Source organism: Rhodococcus sp. MALMAid1271 (assembly GCF_049195265.1).
In the GTDB taxonomy this organism is placed as follows: Bacteria; Actinomycetota; Actinomycetes; order Mycobacteriales; family Mycobacteriaceae; genus Rhodococcoides.
Genome location: NZ_JBMIRQ010000065.1, coordinates 38,645 through 60,849, shown reverse-complemented (window position 1 = coordinate 60,849; position 22,205 = coordinate 38,645). Strand labels below are relative to the sequence as shown.

Annotated in this window: 23 protein-coding genes and 1 pseudogene; 13 read left to right on the top strand and 11 right to left on the bottom strand. The window is 64.6% G+C overall.

What is annotated here, in order from left to right; genetic code table 11:
• Nucleotides 1–26: 26 nt before the first annotated feature.
• Entirely contained in the window at nt 27–1,328 is a 1,302-nt protein-coding gene (locus tag ACOQFP_RS08420) for a fatty acid desaturase family protein (protein ID WP_421584011.1), read from the top strand.
• A 123-nt stretch (nt 1,329–1,451) separates the two neighbouring features.
• Nucleotides 1,452–2,702: a fatty acid desaturase family protein gene (locus tag ACOQFP_RS08415; protein WP_206489841.1), complete on the top strand. Its 1,251-nt coding sequence runs from the start codon at nt 1,452–1,454 to the stop codon at nt 2,700–2,702.
• A gap of 53 nt (nt 2,703–2,755) precedes the next feature.
• Here ACOQFP_RS08415 and rsgA read toward each other — a convergent pair whose 3' ends face one another.
• The 3 genes from rsgA to ybaK are packed head-to-tail and all read right to left on the bottom strand — an operon-like array spanning nt 2,756 to nt 5,559.
• Nucleotides 2,756–3,790 (bottom strand): ribosome small subunit-dependent GTPase A, encoded by a 1,035-nt coding sequence (gene rsgA / locus ACOQFP_RS08410; protein ID WP_206489842.1) that lies wholly within the window; start codon nt 3,788–3,790, stop codon nt 2,756–2,758.
• The gene (gene aroA, locus ACOQFP_RS08405; protein ID WP_206489843.1) at nt 3,742–5,058 is read right to left on the bottom strand and encodes a 3-phosphoshikimate 1-carboxyvinyltransferase; all 1,317 of its coding nucleotides are present in this window, start codon (nt 5,056–5,058) and stop codon (nt 3,742–3,744) included. Before aroA ends, rsgA begins: the two co-directional genes overlap by 49 nt.
• 6 nt (nt 5,059–5,064) lie before the next feature.
• Nucleotides 5,065–5,559, bottom strand: a complete 495-nt coding sequence (ybaK, locus tag ACOQFP_RS08400; RefSeq protein ID WP_374222382.1) for a Cys-tRNA(Pro) deacylase — start codon at nt 5,557–5,559, stop codon at nt 5,065–5,067.
• Between the two features lie 87 nt (nt 5,560–5,646).
• On the opposite strand from ybaK, the gene ACOQFP_RS08395 reads away from it, so the two are divergent.
• Together ACOQFP_RS08395 and rsrA are read left to right on the top strand one after the other, a co-directional pair.
• Nucleotides 5,647–6,438: a sigma-70 family RNA polymerase sigma factor gene (locus ACOQFP_RS08395; protein WP_241256815.1), complete on the top strand. Its 792-nt coding sequence runs from the start codon at nt 5,647–5,649 to the stop codon at nt 6,436–6,438.
• Nucleotides 6,435–6,734 carry a mycothiol system anti-sigma-R factor gene (gene rsrA / locus ACOQFP_RS08390; protein WP_341243319.1) on the top strand — a complete coding sequence of 100 codons (300 nt, stop codon included), beginning with the start codon at nt 6,435–6,437 and terminating at the stop codon, nt 6,732–6,734. The genes ACOQFP_RS08395 and rsrA overlap by 4 nt, the downstream gene beginning before the upstream one ends.
• A gap of 89 nt (nt 6,735–6,823) precedes the next feature.
• Here the strand turns inward: rsrA and ACOQFP_RS08385 are convergent, their stop codons facing one another.
• The gene (locus ACOQFP_RS08385) at nt 6,824–6,898 is read right to left on the bottom strand and encodes a 50S ribosomal protein bL37 (RefSeq protein WP_370878772.1); all 75 of its coding nucleotides are present in this window, start codon (nt 6,896–6,898) and stop codon (nt 6,824–6,826) included.
• A gap of 118 nt (nt 6,899–7,016) precedes the next feature.
• Between ACOQFP_RS08385 and ACOQFP_RS08380 the strand changes: the two genes are divergently transcribed.
• Together ACOQFP_RS08380 and ACOQFP_RS08375 are read left to right on the top strand one after the other, a co-directional pair.
• Nucleotides 7,017–7,232, top strand: a complete 216-nt coding sequence (locus ACOQFP_RS08380; protein WP_341243320.1) for a biotin/lipoyl-binding carrier protein — start codon at nt 7,017–7,019, stop codon at nt 7,230–7,232.
• 21 nt (nt 7,233–7,253) lie between these two features.
• Nucleotides 7,254–8,732, top strand: coding sequence for a sensor histidine kinase (locus ACOQFP_RS08375; RefSeq protein WP_206489847.1), 1,479 nt, complete (start codon nt 7,254–7,256; stop codon nt 8,730–8,732).
• A gap of 137 nt (nt 8,733–8,869) precedes the next feature.
• Here ACOQFP_RS08375 and ACOQFP_RS08370 read toward each other — a convergent pair whose 3' ends face one another.
• Nucleotides 8,870–9,124 (bottom strand): WhiB family transcriptional regulator, encoded by a 255-nt coding sequence (locus ACOQFP_RS08370; protein WP_008717730.1) that lies wholly within the window; start codon nt 9,122–9,124, stop codon nt 8,870–8,872.
• Nucleotides 9,125–9,384: 260 nt separating this feature from the next.
• Nucleotides 9,385–10,338, bottom strand: a complete 954-nt coding sequence (locus tag ACOQFP_RS08365) for a diacylglycerol/lipid kinase family protein (RefSeq protein WP_421584010.1) — start codon at nt 10,336–10,338, stop codon at nt 9,385–9,387.
• 60 nt (nt 10,339–10,398) lie between these two features.
• Between ACOQFP_RS08365 and ACOQFP_RS08360 the strand changes: the two genes are divergently transcribed.
• Entirely contained in the window at nt 10,399–10,827 is a 429-nt protein-coding gene (locus ACOQFP_RS08360; RefSeq protein WP_206489848.1) for a hypothetical protein, read from the top strand.
• 10 nt (nt 10,828–10,837) lie between these two features.
• On the opposite strand, the gene ACOQFP_RS08355 is transcribed toward ACOQFP_RS08360, so the two are convergent.
• Together ACOQFP_RS08355 and ACOQFP_RS08350 are read right to left on the bottom strand one after the other, a co-directional pair.
• The gene (locus ACOQFP_RS08355) at nt 10,838–11,314 is read right to left on the bottom strand and encodes a GNAT family N-acetyltransferase (protein WP_341243321.1); all 477 of its coding nucleotides are present in this window, start codon (nt 11,312–11,314) and stop codon (nt 10,838–10,840) included.
• Entirely contained in the window at nt 11,311–11,952 is a 642-nt protein-coding gene (locus ACOQFP_RS08350; protein WP_341243322.1) for an acid phosphatase, read from the bottom strand. Before ACOQFP_RS08350 ends, ACOQFP_RS08355 begins: the two co-directional genes overlap by 4 nt.
• Before the next feature lie 199 nt (nt 11,953–12,151).
• Here ACOQFP_RS08350 and ACOQFP_RS08345 point away from each other — a divergent pair, with 199 nt between their 5' ends.
• Both ACOQFP_RS08345 and ACOQFP_RS08340 read left to right on the top strand, forming a co-directional pair.
• Nucleotides 12,152–13,618: a DHA2 family efflux MFS transporter permease subunit gene (locus tag ACOQFP_RS08345; protein ID WP_421584009.1), complete on the top strand. Its 1,467-nt coding sequence runs from the start codon at nt 12,152–12,154 to the stop codon at nt 13,616–13,618.
• 59 nt (nt 13,619–13,677) lie between these two features.
• Nucleotides 13,678–14,472 carry a ParA family protein gene (locus ACOQFP_RS08340; RefSeq protein ID WP_206489852.1) on the top strand — a complete coding sequence of 265 codons (795 nt, stop codon included), beginning with the start codon at nt 13,678–13,680 and terminating at the stop codon, nt 14,470–14,472.
• Nucleotides 14,473–14,494: 22 nt separating this feature from the next.
• On the opposite strand, the gene ACOQFP_RS08335 is transcribed toward ACOQFP_RS08340, so the two are convergent.
• Complete coding sequence (locus tag ACOQFP_RS08335; protein ID WP_421584008.1) at nt 14,495–15,748, bottom strand: hypothetical protein; 1,254 nt, start codon at nt 15,746–15,748, stop codon at nt 14,495–14,497.
• 323 nt (nt 15,749–16,071) lie between these two features.
• A pseudogene (locus tag ACOQFP_RS08330) lies at nt 16,072–17,403 on the bottom strand (DEAD/DEAH box helicase); the annotation flags it as partial.
• A gap of 304 nt (nt 17,404–17,707) precedes the next feature.
• On the opposite strand from ACOQFP_RS08330, the gene ACOQFP_RS08325 reads away from it, so the two are divergent.
• The gene (locus tag ACOQFP_RS08325; protein ID WP_241256818.1) at nt 17,708–18,460 is read left to right on the top strand and encodes a ferritin-like fold-containing protein; all 753 of its coding nucleotides are present in this window, start codon (nt 17,708–17,710) and stop codon (nt 18,458–18,460) included.
• 108 nt (nt 18,461–18,568) lie between these two features.
• Complete coding sequence (locus ACOQFP_RS08320; RefSeq protein WP_421584007.1) at nt 18,569–18,796, top strand: DUF3107 domain-containing protein; 228 nt, start codon at nt 18,569–18,571, stop codon at nt 18,794–18,796.
• Between the two features lie 81 nt (nt 18,797–18,877).
• On the opposite strand, the gene ACOQFP_RS08315 is transcribed toward ACOQFP_RS08320, so the two are convergent.
• Nucleotides 18,878–19,531 carry a TetR/AcrR family transcriptional regulator gene (locus tag ACOQFP_RS08315; protein WP_094674752.1) on the bottom strand — a complete coding sequence of 218 codons (654 nt, stop codon included), beginning with the start codon at nt 19,529–19,531 and terminating at the stop codon, nt 18,878–18,880.
• A 299-nt stretch (nt 19,532–19,830) separates the two neighbouring features.
• Between ACOQFP_RS08315 and ACOQFP_RS08310 the strand changes: the two genes are divergently transcribed.
• Together ACOQFP_RS08310 and moeZ are read left to right on the top strand one after the other, a co-directional pair.
• Entirely contained in the window at nt 19,831–20,910 is a 1,080-nt protein-coding gene (locus tag ACOQFP_RS08310; protein WP_421584006.1) for a DUF3152 domain-containing protein, read from the top strand.
• A gap of 76 nt (nt 20,911–20,986) precedes the next feature.
• Complete coding sequence (moeZ, locus tag ACOQFP_RS08305; RefSeq protein WP_421584005.1) at nt 20,987–22,153, top strand: adenylyltransferase/sulfurtransferase MoeZ; 1,167 nt, start codon at nt 20,987–20,989, stop codon at nt 22,151–22,153.
• Nucleotides 22,154–22,205 lie beyond the last annotated feature (52 nt).

The following is a 22,205-nucleotide window of genomic DNA, read 5'->3' as shown; positions in this document are numbered from 1 at the left end:
CTGCTTCTCAACTGTTGGAGGACCCGGTGGCCATCACCGACATCAAAGAGTTCGCGCACCTGAGCGAAGCGGACATGGAAGCGTTCGGGCGTGAGCTGGACGCGATTCGTCGAGACGTCGAAGACAGTCGCGGCGAACGCGATGCTGCGTACATCAGGCGAACCATCAGGCTGCAGCGGCTGTTGGAGCTCGGTGGGCGCGCGGTGTTGCTCGGCAGCAAGTATCGACCGGCCTGGCTCGTCGGGACGGCGATGCTCAGTGTCTCCAAGATCATCGAGAACATGGAACTCGGCCACAACGTGATGCACGGCCAGTGGGACTGGATGAACGATCCGGAGATCCATTCCGTGTCGTGGGAGTGGGATCAGACCGGGCCGTCCGAGCAGTGGAAGCGTGCGCACAACTACTCGCATCACACCTACACCAACATCGTCGGTATGGACGACGACATCGGGTTCGGCATCCTGCGCATGACCAGGGACGAGCCGTGGAAGCCGATCAACCTCGTTCAACCTCTCGCCAACATCGTGTTGGCGGCGACGTTCGAGTGGGGTATCGCGTTGCACGACTACGACGCTCAGAAGCAGTTGGACGGCGAGAACGAGAAGGGCCTGTTGAAGTCGCCTGCGACTCGGGCCTTCGCACGCAAGATAGCCCGACAGGTGGGCAAGGACTTCGTCCTGTTTCCCGCCCTGACCGGACCGGCGTGGAAGTCCACGCTCACGGCCAATGCCACCGCCAACCTCGTCCGCAACCTGTGGGCTTACGCGGTGATCTTCTGTGGTCATTTTCCCGACGGTGCCGAGAAGTTCACGATCGGACAGTTCGAGACGGAGACGCGTCCCGAGTGGTACCTGCGCCAGATGCTCGGCAGCGCCAACTTCGAGGCGGGGCCGGTGATGGCCTTCATGAGCGGCAATCTGTGCTACCAGATCGAGCACCACATGTTCCCGGACCTGCCGAGCAATCGGTACTCCGAAATTGCCGAGCGGGTGCACGCACTGTGTGAGAAGTACGATTTGCCGTACACGACGGGTTCGCTCGGTAAGCAGTATCTGTTGGCGCTGCGAACCATTCACAAGCTGTCGCTGCCCGACAGGTGGTTGCGGGCGACGTCCGACGATGCTCCCGAGACCTCGTCCGAGCGGCGCTGGCGGGTGGGCGATTCGCCGACGGTCCATGCGCTCCGGATCGACCCGCTCACCGGACAGCGTCGTGGATTGCGATCGGCCATGCAAGAGGCCCGGATCGCCCTGCGCAATGCGAAGAAGGAAGCCAAGCGTCAGGCGAAGGCTCTCCGTCAATCGGGTGGCCGCGACGAATTGTGAATCGTCACACAGATTGCTCGACGCAACCTACGCGACCGTAACCTACGGTACGGTAGGAGGCGGAATTGCACATGGCCCATCACCTGCATGCTGTGTGTTCACGACTGCCAGGAGGTTGTATCCATGGCGATAACGGACATCAAGGAATACGCGCATCTCACCGATGCCGACATCGAGGCGTTGGGTCACGAGCTCGATGCGATTCGGCGTGACATCGAGGCGTCCCGCGGTGAACGCGACGCCCGGTACGTCAAGAACACCATCCGTCTCCAGCGTTCTCTCGACATCGGCGGCCGAGCACTGTTGTTCGCCAGTCGACGCCGACCGGCGTGGCTCGCGGGTACGGCCATGCTCGGGGCCGCGAAGATCATCGAGAACATGGAACTGGGCCACAACGTCATGCACGGCCAGTGGGATTGGATGAACGATCCCGAAATTCACTCCACCTCGTGGGAGTGGGACAACACGGGACCGTCGGCGCACTGGAAGCAGACGCACAACTACATTCATCACAAGTACACCAACATTCTGGGCATGGACGACGACGTGGGCTACGGCCTGCTCCGCGTCACCCGCGACCAGCGGTGGAAGCCGTTCAACCTTGCGAACCCGGTCCTGAACCTGCTGCTGCAGTTGTTCTTCGAGTACGGCGTGGCCTTGCAGCATCTCGAACTGGGCAAGGTTGCCAAGGGCCGCGTGCCACGCGAGGAGTTCGAGCAGAAGCGTCGTGAAGTGCTCGAGAAGGTCGGCAAGCAGATCGGCAAGGATTACATCCTGCACCCGCTGCTGACCGGTCCTGCGTGGAAGAGCACGTTGACGGCCAATATCGCCGCCAACATGATCCGGAACGTGTGGACCAACACCGTGATCTTCTGTGGACACTTCCCGGACGGTGCGGAGAAGTTCACCAAGTCCGACATGGAGGGCGAGACACAGGGGCAGTGGTACCTGCGTCAGATGCTCGGCAGCGCGAACTTCAACGCGGGCCCCGTCATGGAATTCATGAGCGGTAACCTCTGCTACCAGATCGAGCACCACCTCTTTCCCGATCTCCCCAGCAACCGCCTGCGGGAAATCAAGGTTCGAGTGGTCGAACTCGCCGAGAAGTACGACCTGCCCTACACGACAGGGTCGATCGTCCACCAGTACTTCCTGTCGTGGCGGACCATCGCGAAACTCTCGCTGCCCAACAAGTACCTGAAGGCGACCAGCGACGATGCTCCGGAAACCGCATCCGAGCGCAAGTTCGCCGATGGTCCGACCGGATTGTTCACCGTCGATCCCGCGACCGGCAAGCGTCGCGGTCTGCGTACCGCAATCGCAGAAACGAAGAAGCGCAAGAGGACTCGTAGGCCGGTGCGGACGGCCGCGTAAGTCACAGACTGCGTGCACGCCTGGTGGTGGCCGTCCCCGAAAGGGGGCGGCCGCTACCAGGCTTCGTTGGTTCGAACGGCCTCGAGAAGTAGGCGCACCGCGGCCACGCGCCGAGCCGGGTCGCCGGTGAGGGTGTCCAGCGCGCATTCGGGATCGGCTGGAGGGCCGAGGTGAGTGCACCCCCGCGGGCAGTCCTCGATCGTTCCGGCGAGGTCCGAGAAAGCGGCGACGACGTTTTCCGGAGAAATGTGGGCCAGGCCGAACGACCGGATACCCGGAGTGTCCACCACCCAGCCGCCGCCGGGTAGCGGCAGCGCCACCGACTGAGTGGAGGTGTGTCGTCCTTTGCCGACGCCCGAGACCACGCCGGTCGCGCGATAGGCGTCGGGCACCAATCTGTTGACGAGCGTGGACTTGCCGACGCCGGAATGGCCGACGAGGGCAGTCACCTTGTCGGTCAGCATCGCAGTGACCTCGGTGAGGTCCTCGGACTGCCCAGCAAGAACCACCGGCAGGTCGAGATCGGTGAACGCGGCGGTGAACTCGGCCGGGTCGGCCAGGTCGCTCTTGGTCAGGCACAGTACGGGTTCGAGGCCGCCGACGTATGCGGCGACCAGCGCTCGTTCGACGAAGCCGGTACGTGGTGGCGGATCTGCGAGTGCGGCAACGATGAGCAAGCGATCGGCGTTGGCCACCACGACGCGCTCGAACGGGTCGGTGTCGTCTGCCGTTCGGCGTAACACCGTGCGGCGTTCGGCCACGCGGACGATTCGAGCGAGCGTGTCGACCTTGCCCGACAGGTCGCCGACGATGTCGACTTCGTCGCCCACGACGATCGGGGTGCGGCCGAGCTCACGAGCCCGCATCGTCACGACCGGGCGGGACGGATCGCCGCCGAGCACACATCCCCATCGGCCGCGGTCGACCGAGACGACCATGCCGGCCTCGGCGTCGTTGTGTTCGGGCCGAGTCTTGGTGCGCGGGCGTGAACTCTTGCCCGGCCGGATTCGGACGTCGGACTCGTCGTATCGACGCGCGGTCAGGAGCCGACCCCGCTCGGTGTCGACGCGGACAGCATTGCGTCCCATAGCTTCTCGAATCCAGGGAGCGTCTTGGCCGTGGTGCCGATATCGTCGACCTCGACTCCGGGAACTCGCAGTCCGACGATTGCTCCCGCCGTGGCCATCCGGTGGTCGGCGTACGAGTGCCAGCAGCCACCGTGCAGCGCGGCCGGTTCGATGCGGATGCCGTCCTCGGTTTCGATTGCGCGGCCGCCCAGCCGCGTGATCTCGGTCGTGAGCGCGGCGAGTCGATCGGTCTCGTGACCACGAAGATGGGCGATACCGCGCAGGATCGATGGGCCCTGCGCCAGCGTCGCCAGCGCGGCGACCGTCGGGGTCAGCTCGCCGACATCGTGGAGATCGAAGTCGATGCCGTGCAACGTATCCGGTCCTTCGACGGTGAGGATGCCCGCACTCAGATCGACTCGCGCGCCCATCTGCGCGAGTATCTCGCGAATCGCGTCACCGGGCTGAGTGGTCGATTGTGGCCAGTTCGGAACGCGCACTACGCCTTTCGTTGCGACAGCCGCAGCCAGAAAAGGGGTCGCGTTGGACAGGTCCGGCTCGATGCTCCATTCGGTCGGGGCGACCGGCCCCGGGTGGACGCGCCAGGTGTTCGCGTCGCCTCCGCTCTCGGGGGTCTCTACCCGCACGCCTGCTCTCCGCAGCATCTCGACCGTCATGTCGATGTGCGGCATGGACGGAACGGGCTTGCCGACGTGGTGGATTTCTATGCCCTCGTCGAATGCGGTGGCCGAGAGCATCAGGCCCGAGACGAACTGCGAGGATCCCGAGGCGTCGATCTCGACCGGTCCGCCGCGCAGTGAGCCCGTGCTGTGCATCGTGAACGGCAGCGCACTTCCCTCGATCTCGGCTCCCACCGCGCGCAGCGCGTCGAGAATCGTGTCCAGAGGGCGACTGCGTGCCTGCTCGTCACCGTCGAACGAGACCTCGCCGACGGCAAGCGCGGCCAGGGGCGGTACGAAACGCATGACAGTGCCTGCGAGTCCGCACTCCACCGCTCCGCCACGAAGCGGAGCCGGGGTCACCGTCAGTGCCGTTCGGTCGTCCGGCGCGGCCGTGATCTCGATTCCCAGCGTCGACAAAGCGTCGATCATCAGGTCCGTGTCACGACTGCGCAGGGCACCGGTGATTCTCGATGGACCAGATGCCAGGGAGGCGATGATCAGCGCGCGATTGGTGATCGACTTCGATCCGGGGAGAGTGACGGTCGCGTCGACGGGTGCGACGGCGGCGGGGGCTGTCCAAGTGCTCACGGGTCCATCTTCGCTCATTCGGGATCAGCGCGCGGCGATGGGCGCGGTTGTCGCGCGGGTGAGCCGGACCAGATCGTCCGGGGCCACTTCGATTTCGAGTCCTCTGCGTCCGCCGCTGCACAGAATCGTCTCGAAATCCAGAGCGGAGTCGTCGATCGCCGTGGGTAGGGATCTGCGTTGGCCGAGGGGCGATATTCCGCCGAACACGTATCCCGAGGACCGCTCCGCTGCAGCTCTGTCTGCCAGGGTGATCTTGCGGGTGGCCAGCGCCGCCGCCGCTGCTTTGAGCGCGAGCGTGGTCGTGACGGGCACGACTGCAACGGCCAGTGAGCGATCGGCACGTTCGACGACGAGAGTCTTGAACACTCGTTCGGGGCGAACTCCGAGCCGTTCGACGAGTATCTGTGCTGCCTCCTCGCCGTAGGACTGGGCCCGCGGGTCGTGGTCGTAGGAATGCACGGTGTGGGCCACCCCCTGTGCGGTGAGCAGTGCGAGAGCGGGTGTGGACGCGGCCATCAACGGGACTCTAGCGATCCGGCGGGAACACGTCGGCACGGAGCAGTGTTGTGCACTCACAGATACGTACGAGGGCGGAAGGAACGAACTATGGCATTGCTGACCGCGGAGCGTCCCCTGGCATTGGCGGAGGTGATCTCTGCGCCGAAGTCGGTGGCCGGCGCGGTAGCCTGGACGGTGGAAGCTACCGAAGGGATCAGCGTGACAGAAGCCAGGACTCCCGCAGCAGCAGCCACTGCAATCGAGGACGAGAAGGCGATCGCGGAGCAGCGCGCGGCCGAGACCGAGGCTCAGCTGACCGAGCGTTTCGAGCGCGATGCGTTGCCCATGCTCGATCAGCTCTACGGTGCAGCGCTGCGGATGACGCGGAACCCCGCCGACGCCGAGGACCTGGTGCAGGAGACGTTCGTGAAGGCGTATTCGGCCTTTCGGTCGTTCCGCGACGGGACCAATCTCAAAGCGTGGCTCTATCGGATTCTGACCAACACGTACATCAATTCCTATCGGAAGAAGCAGCGTCAGCCCGCTCAGTATCCGACGGACGAGATCAGTGACTGGCAGCTCGCCGCCACCGCCGAGCACACGTCGACCGGACTGCGCTCCGCAGAGGTCGAGGCACTCGACGCGTTGCCCGACGACGACATCAAAGCGGCATTGCAGTCGCTGCCCGAAGAGTTCCGGATGGCCGTGTACTACGCCGATGTCGAGGGATTCCCGTACAAGGAGATCGCGGAGATCATGGGTACTCCGATCGGCACGGTGATGTCTCGGCTGCATCGCGGACGTAAGCAGCTGAGGGGATTGCTGGCCGGTGTGGCGCGCGAGCGAGGGTTCAACCGGGACGGCGCAGTCGATCGCCACGAGCAGGAGGTAGTGCGATGACGGGTACCGGAGATGCCGACGCAGGCGAGCAGTTCGAGAACCTCGACTGCTCGGCGGTCATCGCAGACGTGTGGATCATGCTCGACAACGAGTGTGACGAGGCAAGCCGCGCACGCCTGCAGAAGCACATCGACGAGTGCGGATCGTGCTTCGAGGCCTACGGAATCGAAGAAAAAGTCAAGAAGCTGATCTCGCGCAAGTGCGGCGGAGACCAGGCACCGGCGGGACTGCGCGAACGACTGAGCGTCGAGATACGCAGGACCGTGCTGATTCGCCAGACCGACGCCGATCAGTAGCGCCGGACACCCGACACCCGACTTCGGACAACAGACGAGGGGCCGAGAAGCAGATGCTTCTCGGCCCCTCGCCGGTTCGCGGCAAACCGTCAGCTGTTGGGACGTTTGCCGTGGTTGGCCTTGTTGCCCTTACGAGCACGCTTCTTACGTCCACGCTTTCCCATGATGGGCTCCTCTCGTTTGTTCACTACAGTGTCCCACGTGTGATTGGCTTACTGTGACGGGCCTGGCCCGAGTGGGTGTCCGGCACAGTGCGTGGTGACGTGAGAGAGGGGCTCGTCGATGTCCGAGGACGTTCGAGCGGAGATGGTGTCCACGGTGTTTCAGGTGGTCGTGGGCCGAGGTGACGCTGTCGAGATCGGTGACACTCTGGTGATCCTGGAATCGATGAAGATGGAAATTCCGGTGCTGGCAGAGACGGCAGGGACGGTCACGTCCGTGGACGTCGCGGTGGGTGATGTCATCCAGCAGGGCGATCTCATCGCCGTCGTGTCCTGATCCACGGTTACCTGAGATCACGTGTCGACCCTCAGTGACCTGCTCGCCGAACACACCGACCTTCCCGGCAATGCCGTCGACCATCTGCAACGTGTCGTAGGGGAGTGGCAGCTGCTGGCGGACCTGTCCTTCGCGGACGTTCTCCTGTGGGTCGGAACGGACGACGTGTCCAGTGCGAACGCCGACGTGCTGTGTGTGGCCCAATGCCGTCCCACGACTGCACCGACGGTGTTCACGCACGACATCGTCGGCACGACGATCTCCGACTCTGAGCACCCGGATGTCATGGTCGCCCTACAGCAACGCAAGATCGTCCAGAGCGGTGTCCAGACGCGAAGCGAGAGTATTCCGGTGCGCTGCGGCGAGCACGTGATCGCAGTGCTGACGCGCGATACCAACCCGGCCCAGCTTCGCCCGCCCAGTGCACTCGAGGTGGCCTATCGAGAGTGCGCCGATGACCTCTGCCTGATGATCAGTGAAGGCACGTTTCCGACACCGGAGGAGCGCACCGACGTCAACTCCTCTCCTCGGGCCGGTGACGGCTTCATCCGCATCGACACCGAGGGTCGGGTGGAGTACGCCAGTCCGAACGCGCTCTCGGCGTACCACCGGATGGGACTGACGACGGAACTGTCCGGCCGGGACCTGGCGTCGGTCACCCGATCACTGGTGACCGACCCGTTCGACTCGCAGGACGTCGCCGACCATATTCGGTCCTCCATCAACGGGAACGTGGGTCATCGGATGGAGGTCGACGCCCGCGGTGCCACCGTTCTGGTTCGCACGCTGGCGCTGCAGCCCCACGGTCGGTCCGCCGGTGCGGCGGTACTGGTTCGCGATGTCACCGAGGTGAAACGACGCGACCGCGCCCTGCTCAGCAAGGATGCGACCATCCGGGAGATCCACCATCGCGTCAAGAACAATCTGCAGACCGTTGCGGCCCTGCTCCGATTGCAGTCTCGTCGACTCGAGAACGAAGAAGCGCGCACTGCACTGGCCGAATCGGTCCGCCGGGTCACGTCCATCGCCCTCGTACACGAAATGCTGTCGATGTCGGTCGACGAGGAAATCGATCTCGACGAGATAGTCGATCGACTGGTACCGATCATGCTCGACATCGCAACGGTCAACCCGCGGGTGCGAGTGATACGCGAGGGCAAACTCGGAGTCTTCTCGGCCGAGCGAGCCACCTCGTTGGTCATGGTGCTGACCGAACTGGTGCAGAACGCGATGGAGCACGGTTTCGACGCCGGATCGGCAGGTCTGGTGAGGATCGGTGCAGATCGATCCGCGAAATGGCTGGACGTGGTCATCCACGACGACGGGCGCGGTCTACCGAGTGGATTCTCGCTGGAGCGCTCGGACGGGCTGGGCCTGCAGATCGTCCGCACCCTGGTTTCGGTGGAGCTGAGCGGGTCGCTCGGCCTGCATCCGGCACCAGGCGGGGGAACCGACGCGATGCTGAGGGTTCCGTTGGGACGCCGCGCGGCCCGGCCCTGATACACGCTCGGTGAATACTGCGTTACGTCCACATGCTGTGTTACATCCACAGGCTGCGCTACATCCCTCACCCGAGCAGAAGGCCCGGCACCCGCTGCGAGCGGATACCGGGCCTCCCGGGGTAGTGCTAAAGCGTCTCAGACTGTGCTGCGTGCGCGCGTACGTGCGTTGCGTCGCTTGAGCGCACGGCGCTCGTCTTCACTCATTGCGCCCCACACTCCGGCATCCTGACCGGATTCGAGTGCCCAGGACAGGCATTCAGCGGTGACGGGGCACCGAGTGCAGACGACTTTGGCATCGGCGATCTGCGCGAGAGCCGGGCCACTGTTTCCCACCGGGAAAAATAGTTCCGGGTCTTCATCGCGACAAATTGCCTTGTGGCGCCAGTCCATCCTCTGCTCCTTACCGGGCGCCGCAGCGCCGTTCGTTTCTCTTCTGTTCACGAGTGGGTAACCAATGTTTCCGCACTGTTGCTTGTGAATGCTTTCACGAACTCAGGTGAAGTCAAGGGCTACGCGCGTGACCGTGGTCAAGCTCACTCTGTTAGGCTCACATATTCTGCGCTCCTTTGTACCTGGAGCAGACAGTTTTCGCTCGTTTTTTCGCACGAACGCGTGCATACGGGCTCTCGTGGGCCCGGCGCAACCAGCGCCTACGCCCCCGGAGCCACCACTTCCAACGCGTCGGGAGTGGAGAAAAATTCCGCCTCCGTGCGTTCACCCAAGTAATCGCCATCCATCTGCAGGCCGACCGGCTCCGCCGAGGAAATTCGCACATTCGGTACGTCATCGAGACGAATCAGCTTGCGAGACTTCGGCTCCGCTCCCTTGGACAGCAACTGCCGCGAGACCCGCAGCGTGGGAAACAGAGCAGTCGACTGCATCGCGAACAGACCGAGACCGGAATCGAAACCAGTCCCGGGATTCGTGTGCACCGGTCGCTCGTTCAGATACGTCCACGGACTCGAATTCGAGACGAATGCATAGTGCACCCGCTCGAACGGATCGAGCCCCGACACCTCGACCGTCAACCGTGCCGGCCTGCGCTTGTGCTTGAAGAACTCCTGCACCGCGGACCGCACATACCGCGTCGCCGATACCGGCCTACCGTCCTTACGGCTGGCATCGATAGCGCGACACACCTCGGCATCCAAGCCCATCCCCGCATTGAATGTGAACCATCGATTGTCGCAGTGGCCCAACCCGATCGTCCGCCGCGCCCGCGCATCGAGCAACCCGATCAGCTGATTCGTCGCCGCCACCGGATCCGCCTCGATACCGAGCGAACGAGCGAACACATTCGCACTACCGCCGGGAACAACCGCAATAGGCGGAATCGCACCGATCGTCACCGCCTGCATCGAGGTCGGCAACGGCACCCCGAGCAGTCCGTTGATCACCTCGTTGACCGTGCCATCGCCCCCGTGGACGATCACCAGACCCATCCCGTCCTCACGGGCACCCCGAGCCAGCTCCGACGCATGATCTCGATGAGTCGTATGCGCAACTGTCACCCGCACTCGACTGGCCAACGCGTGAGCCAACAGATCACGCGCCGCTGCGGTCGTGGAAGTCGCATTGGGATTGACGATCAGCAGCGCATGCACGAGCACAGACACTAACGGGTCGTTCCGCGGGCTCCACTTCTGGTTGCCTAGGCTGGTCGCGTGTCCACCACACCCGAGAACCTCACGCCGCCGGTCACGTTTCGATCCGCAGGTGTCCTCGTCGCGGCCCAGGGCGCGGCCTCGCTGATCGCCGCGGTCGTCCTACTCGTCCGGGCCTTCTCCGGCGACGGGGACAACGCCGTCGCCAACGGCTACGGCACCGCTGGCTGGTTCGGCGTTCTCGGCGTCGGAGTCGGGGCCGCCGGCGTCGCACTGATACTCGGAAAACGTTGGGGCAGAGCCATCGCCACCGTCGTCCAGCTACTGCTCCTGCCCGTCGCGTGGTCGCTGCTGACCGGATCGCATCAGACCGCCTACGGCATCGTTCTCGGTCTTGTCGTCATCGCTGTGCTCGCACTGCTGTTCAGTCCGCCGTCCTCGCAGTGGATGGCAGCGGAATACAGCGACGTCGACGACGAACTCGGCTGAATCAGACCTGTCACCGCGCGGACGCGGCGAGTTCGACGAGCGCATCATCGGTCAATCGGAACGTGGTCCACTCGTCCTGCGACTGCGCACCCAACGATCGGTAGAAGCCGATCGAAGGCGTGTTCCAATCCAGAACGGACCAGGTCAGCCGCGTGTAATCACGCTCGACGCATTCGGCGGCCAACGCTGCGAGCAGCGCGGTGCCGTGGCCACCGCCTCGCGCCGACGGCTGCACGTACAGGTCCTCCAGATAGATTCCGTTGACGCCGTCCCACGTCGAAAAATTCAGAAACCAGAGCGCGCACCCCACCACCGTTTCTTCGTGCTCGGCGACGTGTGCGAACACCGACGGCTGCGCCCCGAACAGTGCAGAACGGAGCTGCTCGGCTCGCACGGTGCACAGCGACGACGACTTCTCGTACGCGGCGAGTTCGTGCACGAGAGCGGTGATGGCAGGTACATCGGACTCTCTCGCCCGGCGGATCATCGTCCGCCCTCGGTAGCCGCTGCGGCCGCGCCGAGAATGGACGGATGCACATTGTGCGCAACGACCTGGCGGAACGAGTGCTCGAAGCCGAGCAACGAATATGCAGCAGGTGACATGGCGAACCGTTTGCCTTCGGTGACCGACGCCTCCGTCCACCCCGCGATGAGAGCGCGCGAGAAGTGGCCGTGGCCGACGAGTACGACGTCGCGCGAGTCCAGCAGTGGCAGGACCACCGACAGGACCAACTCGACCCGAACCGCGATATCGCTGATCGACTCACCACCAGGACACGGATGAGTCCACACGGTCCAGTGCGGAACCGTCTGGTGGATCTCGTCGGACGTGATGCCCTCGTAGTCCCCGTAGTCCCACTCCGACAATGCATCCCAGGTTCGATCGACCTCGAGGCCGGCGAGTTCGGCGGTTCTGCGTGCCCGTTCCCGTGGGCTCGAGATCACCAGCGGATCGCGCAGCTGCAGCAGCCTCAGCAACGACCCCGCATCGACGGCCTGCTGCTCGCCGACGCTCGTGAGTGGAACGTCGGTGTTTCCGGTGTGTTTTCCGGCGAGAGCCCATTCGGTCTCCCCGTGTCTGAGCAGAACAACTCTGCCGGCGTCGACGGCGGCGTGTGTAGTCATGACAGCGATCATGCCCGAACTGCAGATGTGGGCATTGTCATAGGCACCCGGCGCAGTGCATCGGCCGAATTCCGTTGAGCACGGACCTACTGGACGGTTACTGTCACACGAATCTTCACCGCCTCGTGCGCAGTGAACTCTGCCCGGCAACGCGCCCCGATGGCAGACCACACGGACACCGATATCGATCTGGAGAAAAATGACCGACCTGCACAAGCCTGCGCTCTCGGATGCGCCGCACAAGCTCGACGGCGCGTTGCTGAAGATCGCCGGGGTCGTGGTACTCGGTGCCATCATGTCGATTCTCGATGTCACCGTCGTCAGCGTGGCCCTGAGAACGTTCACCGACGTGTTCGGCACCACGTACGCCAACGCCGCGTGGACCATGACGGGCTACACCCTGGCCCTGGCAACAGTCATACCCCTGACCGGCTGGGCTGCCGATCGCTTCGGAACCAAGCGCCTCTACATCACCGCGCTCGTGTTGTTCGTCCTCGGTTCGGTGCTGTGCAGTTTCGCCTGGGACATCACCTCTCTGGTCGTGTTCCGAGTGCTGCAGGGCCTCGGCGGTGGCATGCTGATGCCCCTCGGCATGACCATCATGACGCGCGCTGCAGGCCCCGAGCGCATCGGCCGGGTGATGGCGGTACTGGGTGTTCCGATGCTGATCGGACCCATCGCGGGGCCCATCCTCGGCGGCTGGCTGATCGACGCGGCGAGCTGGCACTGGATCTTCCTGATCAACCTGCCGATCGGCATCATTGCCCTGATAGCGGCCATCGCGATCTTCCCCAAGGACGATCCGAGCCCCTCCGAATCCTTCGACTTCCGCGGCATGCTGATGCTCTCGCCCGGCCTTGCGTTGTTCCTCTACGGTGCATCCTCGGTCGTCGAAACCGAAACCGTCCTGGCGGTGAAGGTGCTCGCCCCGGTCATCGTGGGCCTGGTTCTGATCGTGCTGTTCGTATTTCACGCGCGTCGCGTCGAGCATCCCTTGATCGATCTGCGGTTGTTCCGGAACAGGTCGCTGTCGGTAGCGGTGATCACCACCACCCTGTTCATGATCGCCTTCATGGGCGCGGGGCTGCTGTTCCCCAGTTACTTTCTGCTTCGCGGCGAATCGACCCTGTCTGCCGGGCTGCTGCTCGCACCGCAGGGCATCGGAGCGATGATCGCCATGCCGATTGCGGGGATCATCGCCGACAAGACCGGCCCTGGCCGCATCGTGCTGGTGGGCATGGGCCTCATCACAGCCGGTATGGCCGTGTTCACTCAGGTGGGTACCGACACCTCGTACACCCTGCTGATCGGTGCACTGTTCGTCATGGGACTCGGCCTCGGTTCGACGATGATGCCGATCATAACCGCTGCCCTGCAGACGCTGACGAACGAAACCGTTGCTCGCGGTTCGACCTTGATGAACATCGTCCAGCAGGCCGCCGGTTCGATCGGTACCGCACTGATGGCCGTGGTGCTCACGGCTCAGCAGAAGCCTGCCGCGACCGCCACCAGCCCGGCCGAAGCGTTCGACATCTCGGCGCGGGCCTTCGGAACCACCTTCATGGTTGCGCTGGTCCTGATCGTCCTGACGTTCGTTCCCGCGTACTTCCTGCCTCGCACCAAGCATGTCGGTGAAGGAGCGGCGACACCGGTTTCGATGCACTGACGCGCCCGGGAGGTGCCGAACCCTCGCTCATCGGCTCGATGTACGCAAGGATCAGGGCCGTGACGACAATTCTTGCGGTAGCGAATCAGAAGGGCGGCGTGGCCAAGACCACCACGGTGGCCTCGCTTGCCGCTGCGCTGCATGCGCTGGACCGACGGGTGCTGGTGGTCGACCTCGACCCGCAGGGCTGCCTGACGTTCTCTCTCGGGCACAACCCGGACAAGCTCGACTCCTCTGTGCACGAAGTGCTGACGGGGGACGCCGAGGTCGAGGACGTGCTGATAGAGACTGCGGAAGGGATCGTGCTGTTGCCGGCGACGATCGACCTCGCAGGAGCGGAAGCGCTGTTGCTGATGCGTGCTGGTCGTGAGTTCGCGCTCAAGCGTGCGCTCGGTCCGATCCTCGAGGACTTCGACGTCGTCGTGATCGACTGTCCACCCTCGCTCGGAGTGCTGACCCTCAACGGTCTCACCGCCGCACAGTCGGTGCTGGTGCCGCTGCAGTGCGAGACCCTCGCTCATCGAGGAGTCGGCCAACTGCTGCGGACGGTGTCCGAGGTGCAGCAGATCACCAACCCCGACCTGACACTGCTCGGCGCACTGCCCACACTGTTCGACGCTCGTACAACCCACAGCCGGGATGTGCTCGGTGACGTTTCGGACAGATACGCGCTGCCGGTCCTGGCGCCACCTATCCCGCGGACCGTTCGATTCGCCGAGGCGAGCGCATCGGGCGCGACGGTGCTGTCGGGGCGAAAGAACAAGGGAGCGCAGGCCTATCGGGAACTCGCCGAGAACTTGCTCGCGCACTGGGACGACGGAGCAGCGCTGACAACGTACGACTCGGCCGAGTAGATCCGTTCCGCGGGCAGATTGGTCAGCCGAGAGCGACGAGGTGGTCGCCGCGCTGCTCGACGACCACATCACCGATCACCGACATCTGGATCGGACCGGCGTAGTCGCCTCGGTCGACCGGGATCTCGGCCGTCGCGACGCCGGTTGCGAGATCGAGCACCGCGATACCGTCGGGCACCGGAACCAGCAGCCGTCCTGCCATGACGGCTCCGCTCCCGAGGGCTCCGGGGTAGGACCACGACGGCGACAGGTCGGCGGTATCGAACGCCTGCACTCCTGCGCCGGTGAACCAGGTGAAGACCGAACCTGCTTTCGTCGCAGGCAAATTCGGGGAGCCCTGAGCGGGAGAGAGGGTGCCGGGCAGGGTGAATTCGGAGATCTTCGCGGCCGAGTCGTCGAGGATTCCGACTCGATCAGGTCTACCGTTCTCTGCTGGAATATGCAGCGCAACAAGGCTTCCGGTTACCGCGATGATGCTTCCGGTAGTAGGGGAGTCGGGCCCGGGAACGAGTTCGGGTACTACGGTCGACCCGTACTCCTCGGGTTCGCTCGCGTCCTTGGGGGCGGGAGCGAGCACCGACAATCTGGCTGCGGCCTCGCCCGGGCACTGCTCGAGTACGGCGGTGCGGGAGTTCGACGACGCCGAGGACAACAGAGTGCACCCGGTCCTCGGCTGACTACCAGGATTGACCGGGGCAGCGACCCGACCGTACTCGAGGGTGCGCACCATGTCCGATCGCCACAGTTCCATGCGGGTATCGCCCCTCGACGTCACGTAGGTGCCGTCGGAGGACAGACGAACCGCCGCGTCGGCGTCGGATGTGCGTTGCGCAGTCCGCTGCCCGGTTGCCCCGCCGAGTTCGGTCACCTGTGAACAGCCGCGATCATCGCGGTAGACCGCGACTGCGGTGTTCCAGGACGAGACCACCGCGCAGAGCGGCAGATCACGACTGTAGGACCAGGCCTGTTCGCCGGACCGTGGGCTTCGACCGACGACCGACCCCCCGTCGGCGGTCACCACCGAGGACCCGGTGACAACCGGCACCGGTGTGCGGGCGGCGTCCGTGGCCCCGCTCGCTGCGCGCCACAGTTCGGTCAGGGACGCAGGCACAGCGGTCGCCGGCTCGACCGCGGGAAGCGGTTCTCCGGCGGGCACCGAGGTGGTGCCGCGGGCATCGCCGGTGAACCACGCGGTGCCCATGGCAACCAGTACCACCACTGCAATGGCTGCTGCGACGACGAGGTCGGTTCTCGTCCGACGTTCTGGAGCCAGCACGACGGGAGGCTACTCCGACGCGCTCGCGGTGGCCGGCCCGGCATCGGCGGAGGATCCACTGGACCGGCGGCGTCTGCGGCGACGCGGAGCGGTCTTGGTGGTCGTGTCCGATGCAGAATCTCCTGCGCCGCCCTCGGGGGCACCCGACGCGGCGGCGGTTGCGGACTCGGTGGAACCGGACGCCTTCTGGCTGTCCTGCCCGGCGCGGGTACGTCGACGACTGCGCGAGCGGCGCGGCTTGGTCGGCGTGGACGGGTCGGCTGCCGTCGACGCGGAGCCTGCCGTGCTGTCGCCGTCCGACTCCTCCGACACGCGCGACGGTTCCTTGCGCATGGTGCCGGTGGCATCGGCAGGGATACCGAGGTCGGTGAACAGGTGAGGCGAGCTCGAGTACGTCTCGAGCGGATCCGGCATGCCGAGATCGAGGGCCTTGTCGATCAGTTGCCAGCGCGGAATGTCGTCCCAGTCGACGAGGGTGACTGCGATACCGGTACGTCCGGCACGGCCGGTACGGCCGATCCGGTGCACGTAGGTCTTCTCGTCCTCGGGGCACTGGTAGTTGATGACGTGCGTGACATCGTCGATGTCGATACCGCGAGCCGCGACGTCGGTTGCAACCAAGACGTCGATCTTGCCGGTGCGAAAGGCCTTGAGTGCCTTCTCGCGCTGGACCTGGCCGAGGTCACCGTGTACGGCACCGACGGAGTAGCCGCGCTCGGACAGTTCGTCCGCGACCTTCTGCGCGGTGCGCTTGGTGCGGGTGAACACCATGGTTGCTCCGCGTCCCTCGGCCTTGAGTACCTTGGCGACCATCTCGACCTTGTCGAGTGCGTGCGCCCGGTAGACATGCTGGGCGGTGCGATCGTGGACCGCCGAGGACTCCGCCTCTTCGGCGCGGATGTGCGTGGGCTGCGTGAGGAATGTGCGGGCCAATGTGATGATCGGCCCGGGCATCGTTGCCGAGAAGAGCATCGTCTGGCGCTTGTCGGGCACCATGCCGAGGATGCGTTCGATATCGGGCAGGAATCCGAGGTCGAGCATCTCGTCGGCCTCGTCGAGTACCAGGACGCCGATCTTGCCGAGGATCAGATGGTTCTGCTTGGCGAGGTCGAGCAGTCGGCCGGGCGTACCGACGACGACGTCCACGCCTTTCTGCAGCGCGCTGATCTGTGCCTCGTACGGCCGACCGCCGTAGATGGACAGCACCTTGACCGGACCGTTCGCACCGCTGAGGTACTTCGAGGCGTTCTCGAGGTCGGAGCTGACCTGGACGCACAGTTCTCGGGTCGGCACGATGACGAGCGCGCGCGGCGTGCCGTCGAGCGGGGTGGTTCCGGAGTTGTCGGTGGCCAGGCGATGCAGAAGAGGTACTCCGAAGCCGAAGGTCTTGCCCATTCCGGTGCGCGCCTGACCGATGAGGTCGTCGCCGGCGATGGCGAGTGGCAGCGTCAACTCCTGAATGGCGAAGGTTCGCTCGATTCCCATTTCGGACAGCGCCCGAACGATGGAAGCGTCCACGTTCAGTTCGGCGAATGTGGGAGGTACGTGAGTGTCGTCCAGTTGTGCCGACATCGTCGTGTCGCCGGTCTCGGATTCTTGGTCGATGACTATCTTGCTCAGGGGACTGCCTTCCTCGTGGTCGAACGTACGCACAAGGAAGGGCACAGGCCTATTGCCGGCCGAAGTCGATGCCCTCAATCCGATGTGATGTCGCCGTCAGCCTCAGCGCGGCCACGGACTGTGACGTCCGCTGCGGCGAAGCTGTCGAGGCGACCCGGATCAGGTGCGCACACATTATCGATGATCATCGCGTGTTCTTTCGGTCCGTTTAATCGGTCCGCGAGCGACGATCGGGTTCCATGGTAGCTTGCCGAACCGAATTCTCCATCGTCGCCCGGTGACGGCAGGTCCTGCGCGCGCTGCGACGGGGCATCGCACACGGGACTACGATTGCCAGCCATGGGACCCCACTCGTCGGAGCCGTCGTCCGTAGCTGCATCCACCACGTTCGCCGGGTCGGCAGGTTCGACCGAACCTGGCCCGCCCAGCACCCGCATCGAACCCGCCATCGCACACGATCACCCCGGAGTGCCCGATCTGTTCGCGGTGCTCGCGTACGGCGAGATCTCGGCGTTCTACCGGCTGGCCGAGGACGCCAGGATGGCACCGTCCCTGGAAGGGCGGGTGGCCCTGGCCAGCATGGCGGCGGCGGAGATGAGCCACTTCGAGACCCTGGAGCGGGCCCTGTCGGACCGCGGACTCGACGTGTACGCCTCGATGTCACCGTTCGCGCGCGCGCTCGACGACTACCACGCGTCCACGACGCCGTCCACGTGGTTGGAGTCCCTCGTCAAGGCCTATGTCGGCGACGGAATCGCAGCCGACTTCTACCGGCAGATCGCGCACAGCCTCGACCCGGACGTGGCGGATATCGTTCGCGATGTGCTCGCCGAGACCGGCCACTCGGAATTCGTCGTGCACGAGGTATCGGACCGAGTGCGCGCGAGCACCCAGGACAAGGCACGCCTGATGCTGTGGGGTCGGCGTCTGCTGGGCGAGGCCATCACCCAGGCACAGTTCGTGCTCGCGCAGCGAGATTCGTTGACCGATCTCGTCATCTCCGCATCGGGCGACCTCAACGGGGTCGTTGCCCTGTTCGATCGAATGCAGGAACAGCATTCCGAACGCATGTCCTCGCTCGGCCTGGACTGACCCGCCCACGCCCGGTGTTCGCTGACAGCACAGGGCTGCGGGCGCAGTGAGTGAGCCCGCTGCACTAGCCTGGCGTGAGCAGAGTTGTCGAGAGTTCGGAGGTTGACCGTGGAGGTCAAGATCGGTGTTTCGGAGAGTTCCCGTGAGCTCGTCGTGAACAGCACGCAGTCCCCGGCCGAGGTCGAAGCGCTCGTATCGACCGCCTTCGCCGGTAAGGACGCAGTGCTGTCTTTGGAGGACGAGAAGGGACGCAAGTTCTTGATCCAGGCCGCCAAGGTGTCGTACGTCGAGATCGGCCCGTCCGATGCTCGGAAGGTCGGGTTCGCGACCGCCTGAAACTGCCAGGAAACGCACCGCACGCCCCTGACTCGGATTTCGAGTCGGGGGCGTGCGGCGTTGGATGAGGTGTACGACGCGCTACGGCGACTGCAGAGGAACGTGCGACAGTCCGCCCCAGGCCAACGACACAGTGGTGTCGACTGCGTCCTCCTTGGAGATCGGCCGATCGGCCTCGAGCCAGTACCGCGCTGTGAACTGACTGGCGCCGACCAGACCGACCGCGAGCACGCGGGCTCGGTAGGGGTCGAGCCCGGAGTCGTGGGCGACCAGATCGAACACGGCGTCCACGCAGGCCTCGGTCGCCTGTTCGACGCGCGCATTGACCTGCGGGTCGCCCATCAGGTCCGACTCGAAGACCAGGCGGAAGCCCTGTGTATCGGTATCGACGAAGTCGTAGAACGCCAGTACTGCGGCGCGCACGCGCTGGCGGTTGTCTGTGGTCGAGCGCAGGGCCTGCCGTACTCCAGCGATCAGAGTGTCGACGTAGCTCTGCAGTACCGCAAGGTACAGCTCGAGCTTCCCGGGAAAGTGCTGGTACAGGACCGGCTTGCTCACGCCTGCACATTCTGCGATCTCGTCCATTCCGGACGCGTGATATCCGCGGGTTACGAATATCTCGCTCGCAGCGGCGAGCAGTTGCGCCCGACGGGCATCGCGCGGCAGCCGTGCGCTGCGGCGATTGCCGGTGGTGGCCGGTCGGTCCGAAGACCTCCGGTCGTCGAGATCTGTCATCAATTCTTGTCCCATCCACGTCGACAACTGCGCTCGTCTTGGTCCGACAGCGAGCGATCCGATATGAACTTCCGGCGGGTGGCCGTCGGTTCGGAACGCTCGTAGCGCAGATCACAGGTAACGATACTCGTGGTCGTCAGCACCATCGGAATCCCGGGTGATGGCGATGAAATGCGAGAGTGCCGAAACCGATCGAGAGGTTTGTTCGTATGATGATTTCATACCTGGAACCCGATAGTTCCGTTGCCGTTTTCGGCGTGCCGAGCGGCGGGCGGCAAGGATTGTGAGATTGTGATCGAGTGACTGACCGAGGCGGGCCGCGCATTCGCGGTGGTGTGCCGTCGGGCGGTGTCGACGACGAGTACGGAGATCGGACGGACGGCTTCCCTCGCACGGTGGGAAGCCGGGGTTCGCATCAACCCCTCCGCGCGCAGTGGGACCCGACGCAACGCGAGGTCAAACAACGCAGTTCTCGGCCCGATCGTGACGTACGCAAGCAGAGCAGGTTGGGCAAATTCGCCTCGACGTACGGATGGCGCGCATATGCGGTGCCGATCCTGATCGTGGTCACCGGTCTCGTCGTGGTCGATGCTGTGCGCACCGGCGAGCCCATTGCCGGTAACGCAGTGCAGAGCACGGATGTCGATCCCGGGTTCGGCACCCTCAGCGGAGATACGACGTCGGGCACCGGAATCATCGGCGTGCCCCCGCAGGCCGATGGCAACTTCGCGTCGTCGGTGCCCTCGGGCGAGCTTCCCGACGGCGGTCCGTTCACGGTTCAGGGTGCCCAGACCTGGCACATCGTGTCCGGTACCACCGATCAGGTGGGGCAGGGGACCGAGCGGGTCTTCACGTACACCGTCGAGGTCGAGGACGGTGTGGACACGGTCGGGTTCGGCGGCGACGAGTCGTTCGGACGACTGGTGGACCAGACGCTCGCCAATCCCAAGAGCTGGACGAACGACCCACGCTTTGCGTTTCGGCGAATCGACCAAGGCGATCCCGATTTCAGGATCTCGCTGACCTCGCAGATGTCGATCCGTCAGGCCTGCGGATACGACATCCAGCTCGAGGTCTCCTGCTACAACCCGGGGATCGGACGAGTAGTACTGAACGAGCCCAGATGGGTGCGAGGGGCGATCTCGTTCCAGGGCGACATCGGCTCGTACCGTCAATATCAGATAAATCACGAGGTGGGCCACGCGATCGGGTACCAGCAGCATCAGCCGTGTGAGACCGACGGCGGGCTCGCACCGGTGATGATGCAGCAAACGTTCGGGACATCGAACGACGACATTGCGCGCCTGGATCCGGAGGGTGTCGTGCCCATGGACGGCAAGACCTGCCGCTTCAATCCGTGGCCCTACCCGCGAGGGTGATCGGGCGCGGATTAGATTCGAAGGCGGCGCGTCGGGTCCCCGGTCGCCGTGTCGAGTCGAGGAGCGTCGCTGCGTCGTGGTCCACCTACCTCCCCTGGTCGAACCCGCAGGCGAACTGACGCCCGAGGAAGTTGCCCGGTACAGCCGCCACCTGATCATCCCCAACGTGGGTATCGACGGGCAGAAGCGGCTCCGACATGCGCGCGTGCTCGTCGTCGGTGCCGGGGGACTGGGATCGCCCGCATTGCTCTACCTCGCGGCCGCGGGCGTCGGGACCCTGGGAATAGTCGAATTCGACGATGTCGAACTGTCCAATCTCCAACGGCAGATCATTCACGGGCGATCCGATGTAGGACGTCCCAAAGCCGAGAGCGCCAGGGACTCGATTCTCGAGCTCAACGACGGGGTCGAGGTCAGGCTGCATCGGGTTCGGCTCGACTCCTCGAATGCGCTCGAGCTGTTCGAGAACTACGACCTCGTGCTCGACGGGACCGACAACTTCGCTACTCGATACCTCGTCAACGACGCGGCCGCCATCGTCGGCATCCCGTACGTGTGGGGTTCGATCTATCGATTCGAGGGCCAGGTGTCGGTGTTCTGGGACGGTGCGCCGGACGGAGCAGGCATCAACTACCGCGACCTGTACCCGGAGGCCCCGCCCCCGGGCATGGTTCCCTCGTGTGCCGAGGGCGGGGTGCTGGGCGTTCTGTGTGCCTCGATCGGGTCGATCATGGTGACCGAGGCCGTCAAGCTGATCACCGGAATCGGCGACACGTTGTTGGGCCGACTGATGATCTACGACGCGTTGGCCATGAGCTATCGAACGGTGGGCCTCAGTCGCGATCCGCACCGGGTCCCGATCACCGAACTGATCGACTACGAGGCATTCTGCGGAGTCGTCCCCGCCGTCGAATCGAAGGACGCGACCATCACTGCCCAGGAACTGCGAACGATGCTGGACTCCGGCCGCGAGGTGGCACTGATCGACGTGCGTGAGCCGGTGGAGTGGGACATAGTCCGTATCGACGGTGCGCGCCTGATTCCCAAGGACCGAATTCTCTCGGGGGCCGCCCTGACCGATCTTCCCCAGCATGTACCGATCGTGCTCTACTGCAAAACCGGCATCAGGTCTGCAGAAGCGCTTGCTGCCGTGGTCGGTGCCGGTTTCTCGGACGCGTCCCATCTGCAGGGCGGAATTGTGGAGTGGGCCAAGCAGATCGACCCGGGTATGCCCATCTACTGATGCGGAGCGGGTGTGCGCGTCGTCCGCGGTGGCGGCCTGATCGGCGGTACCG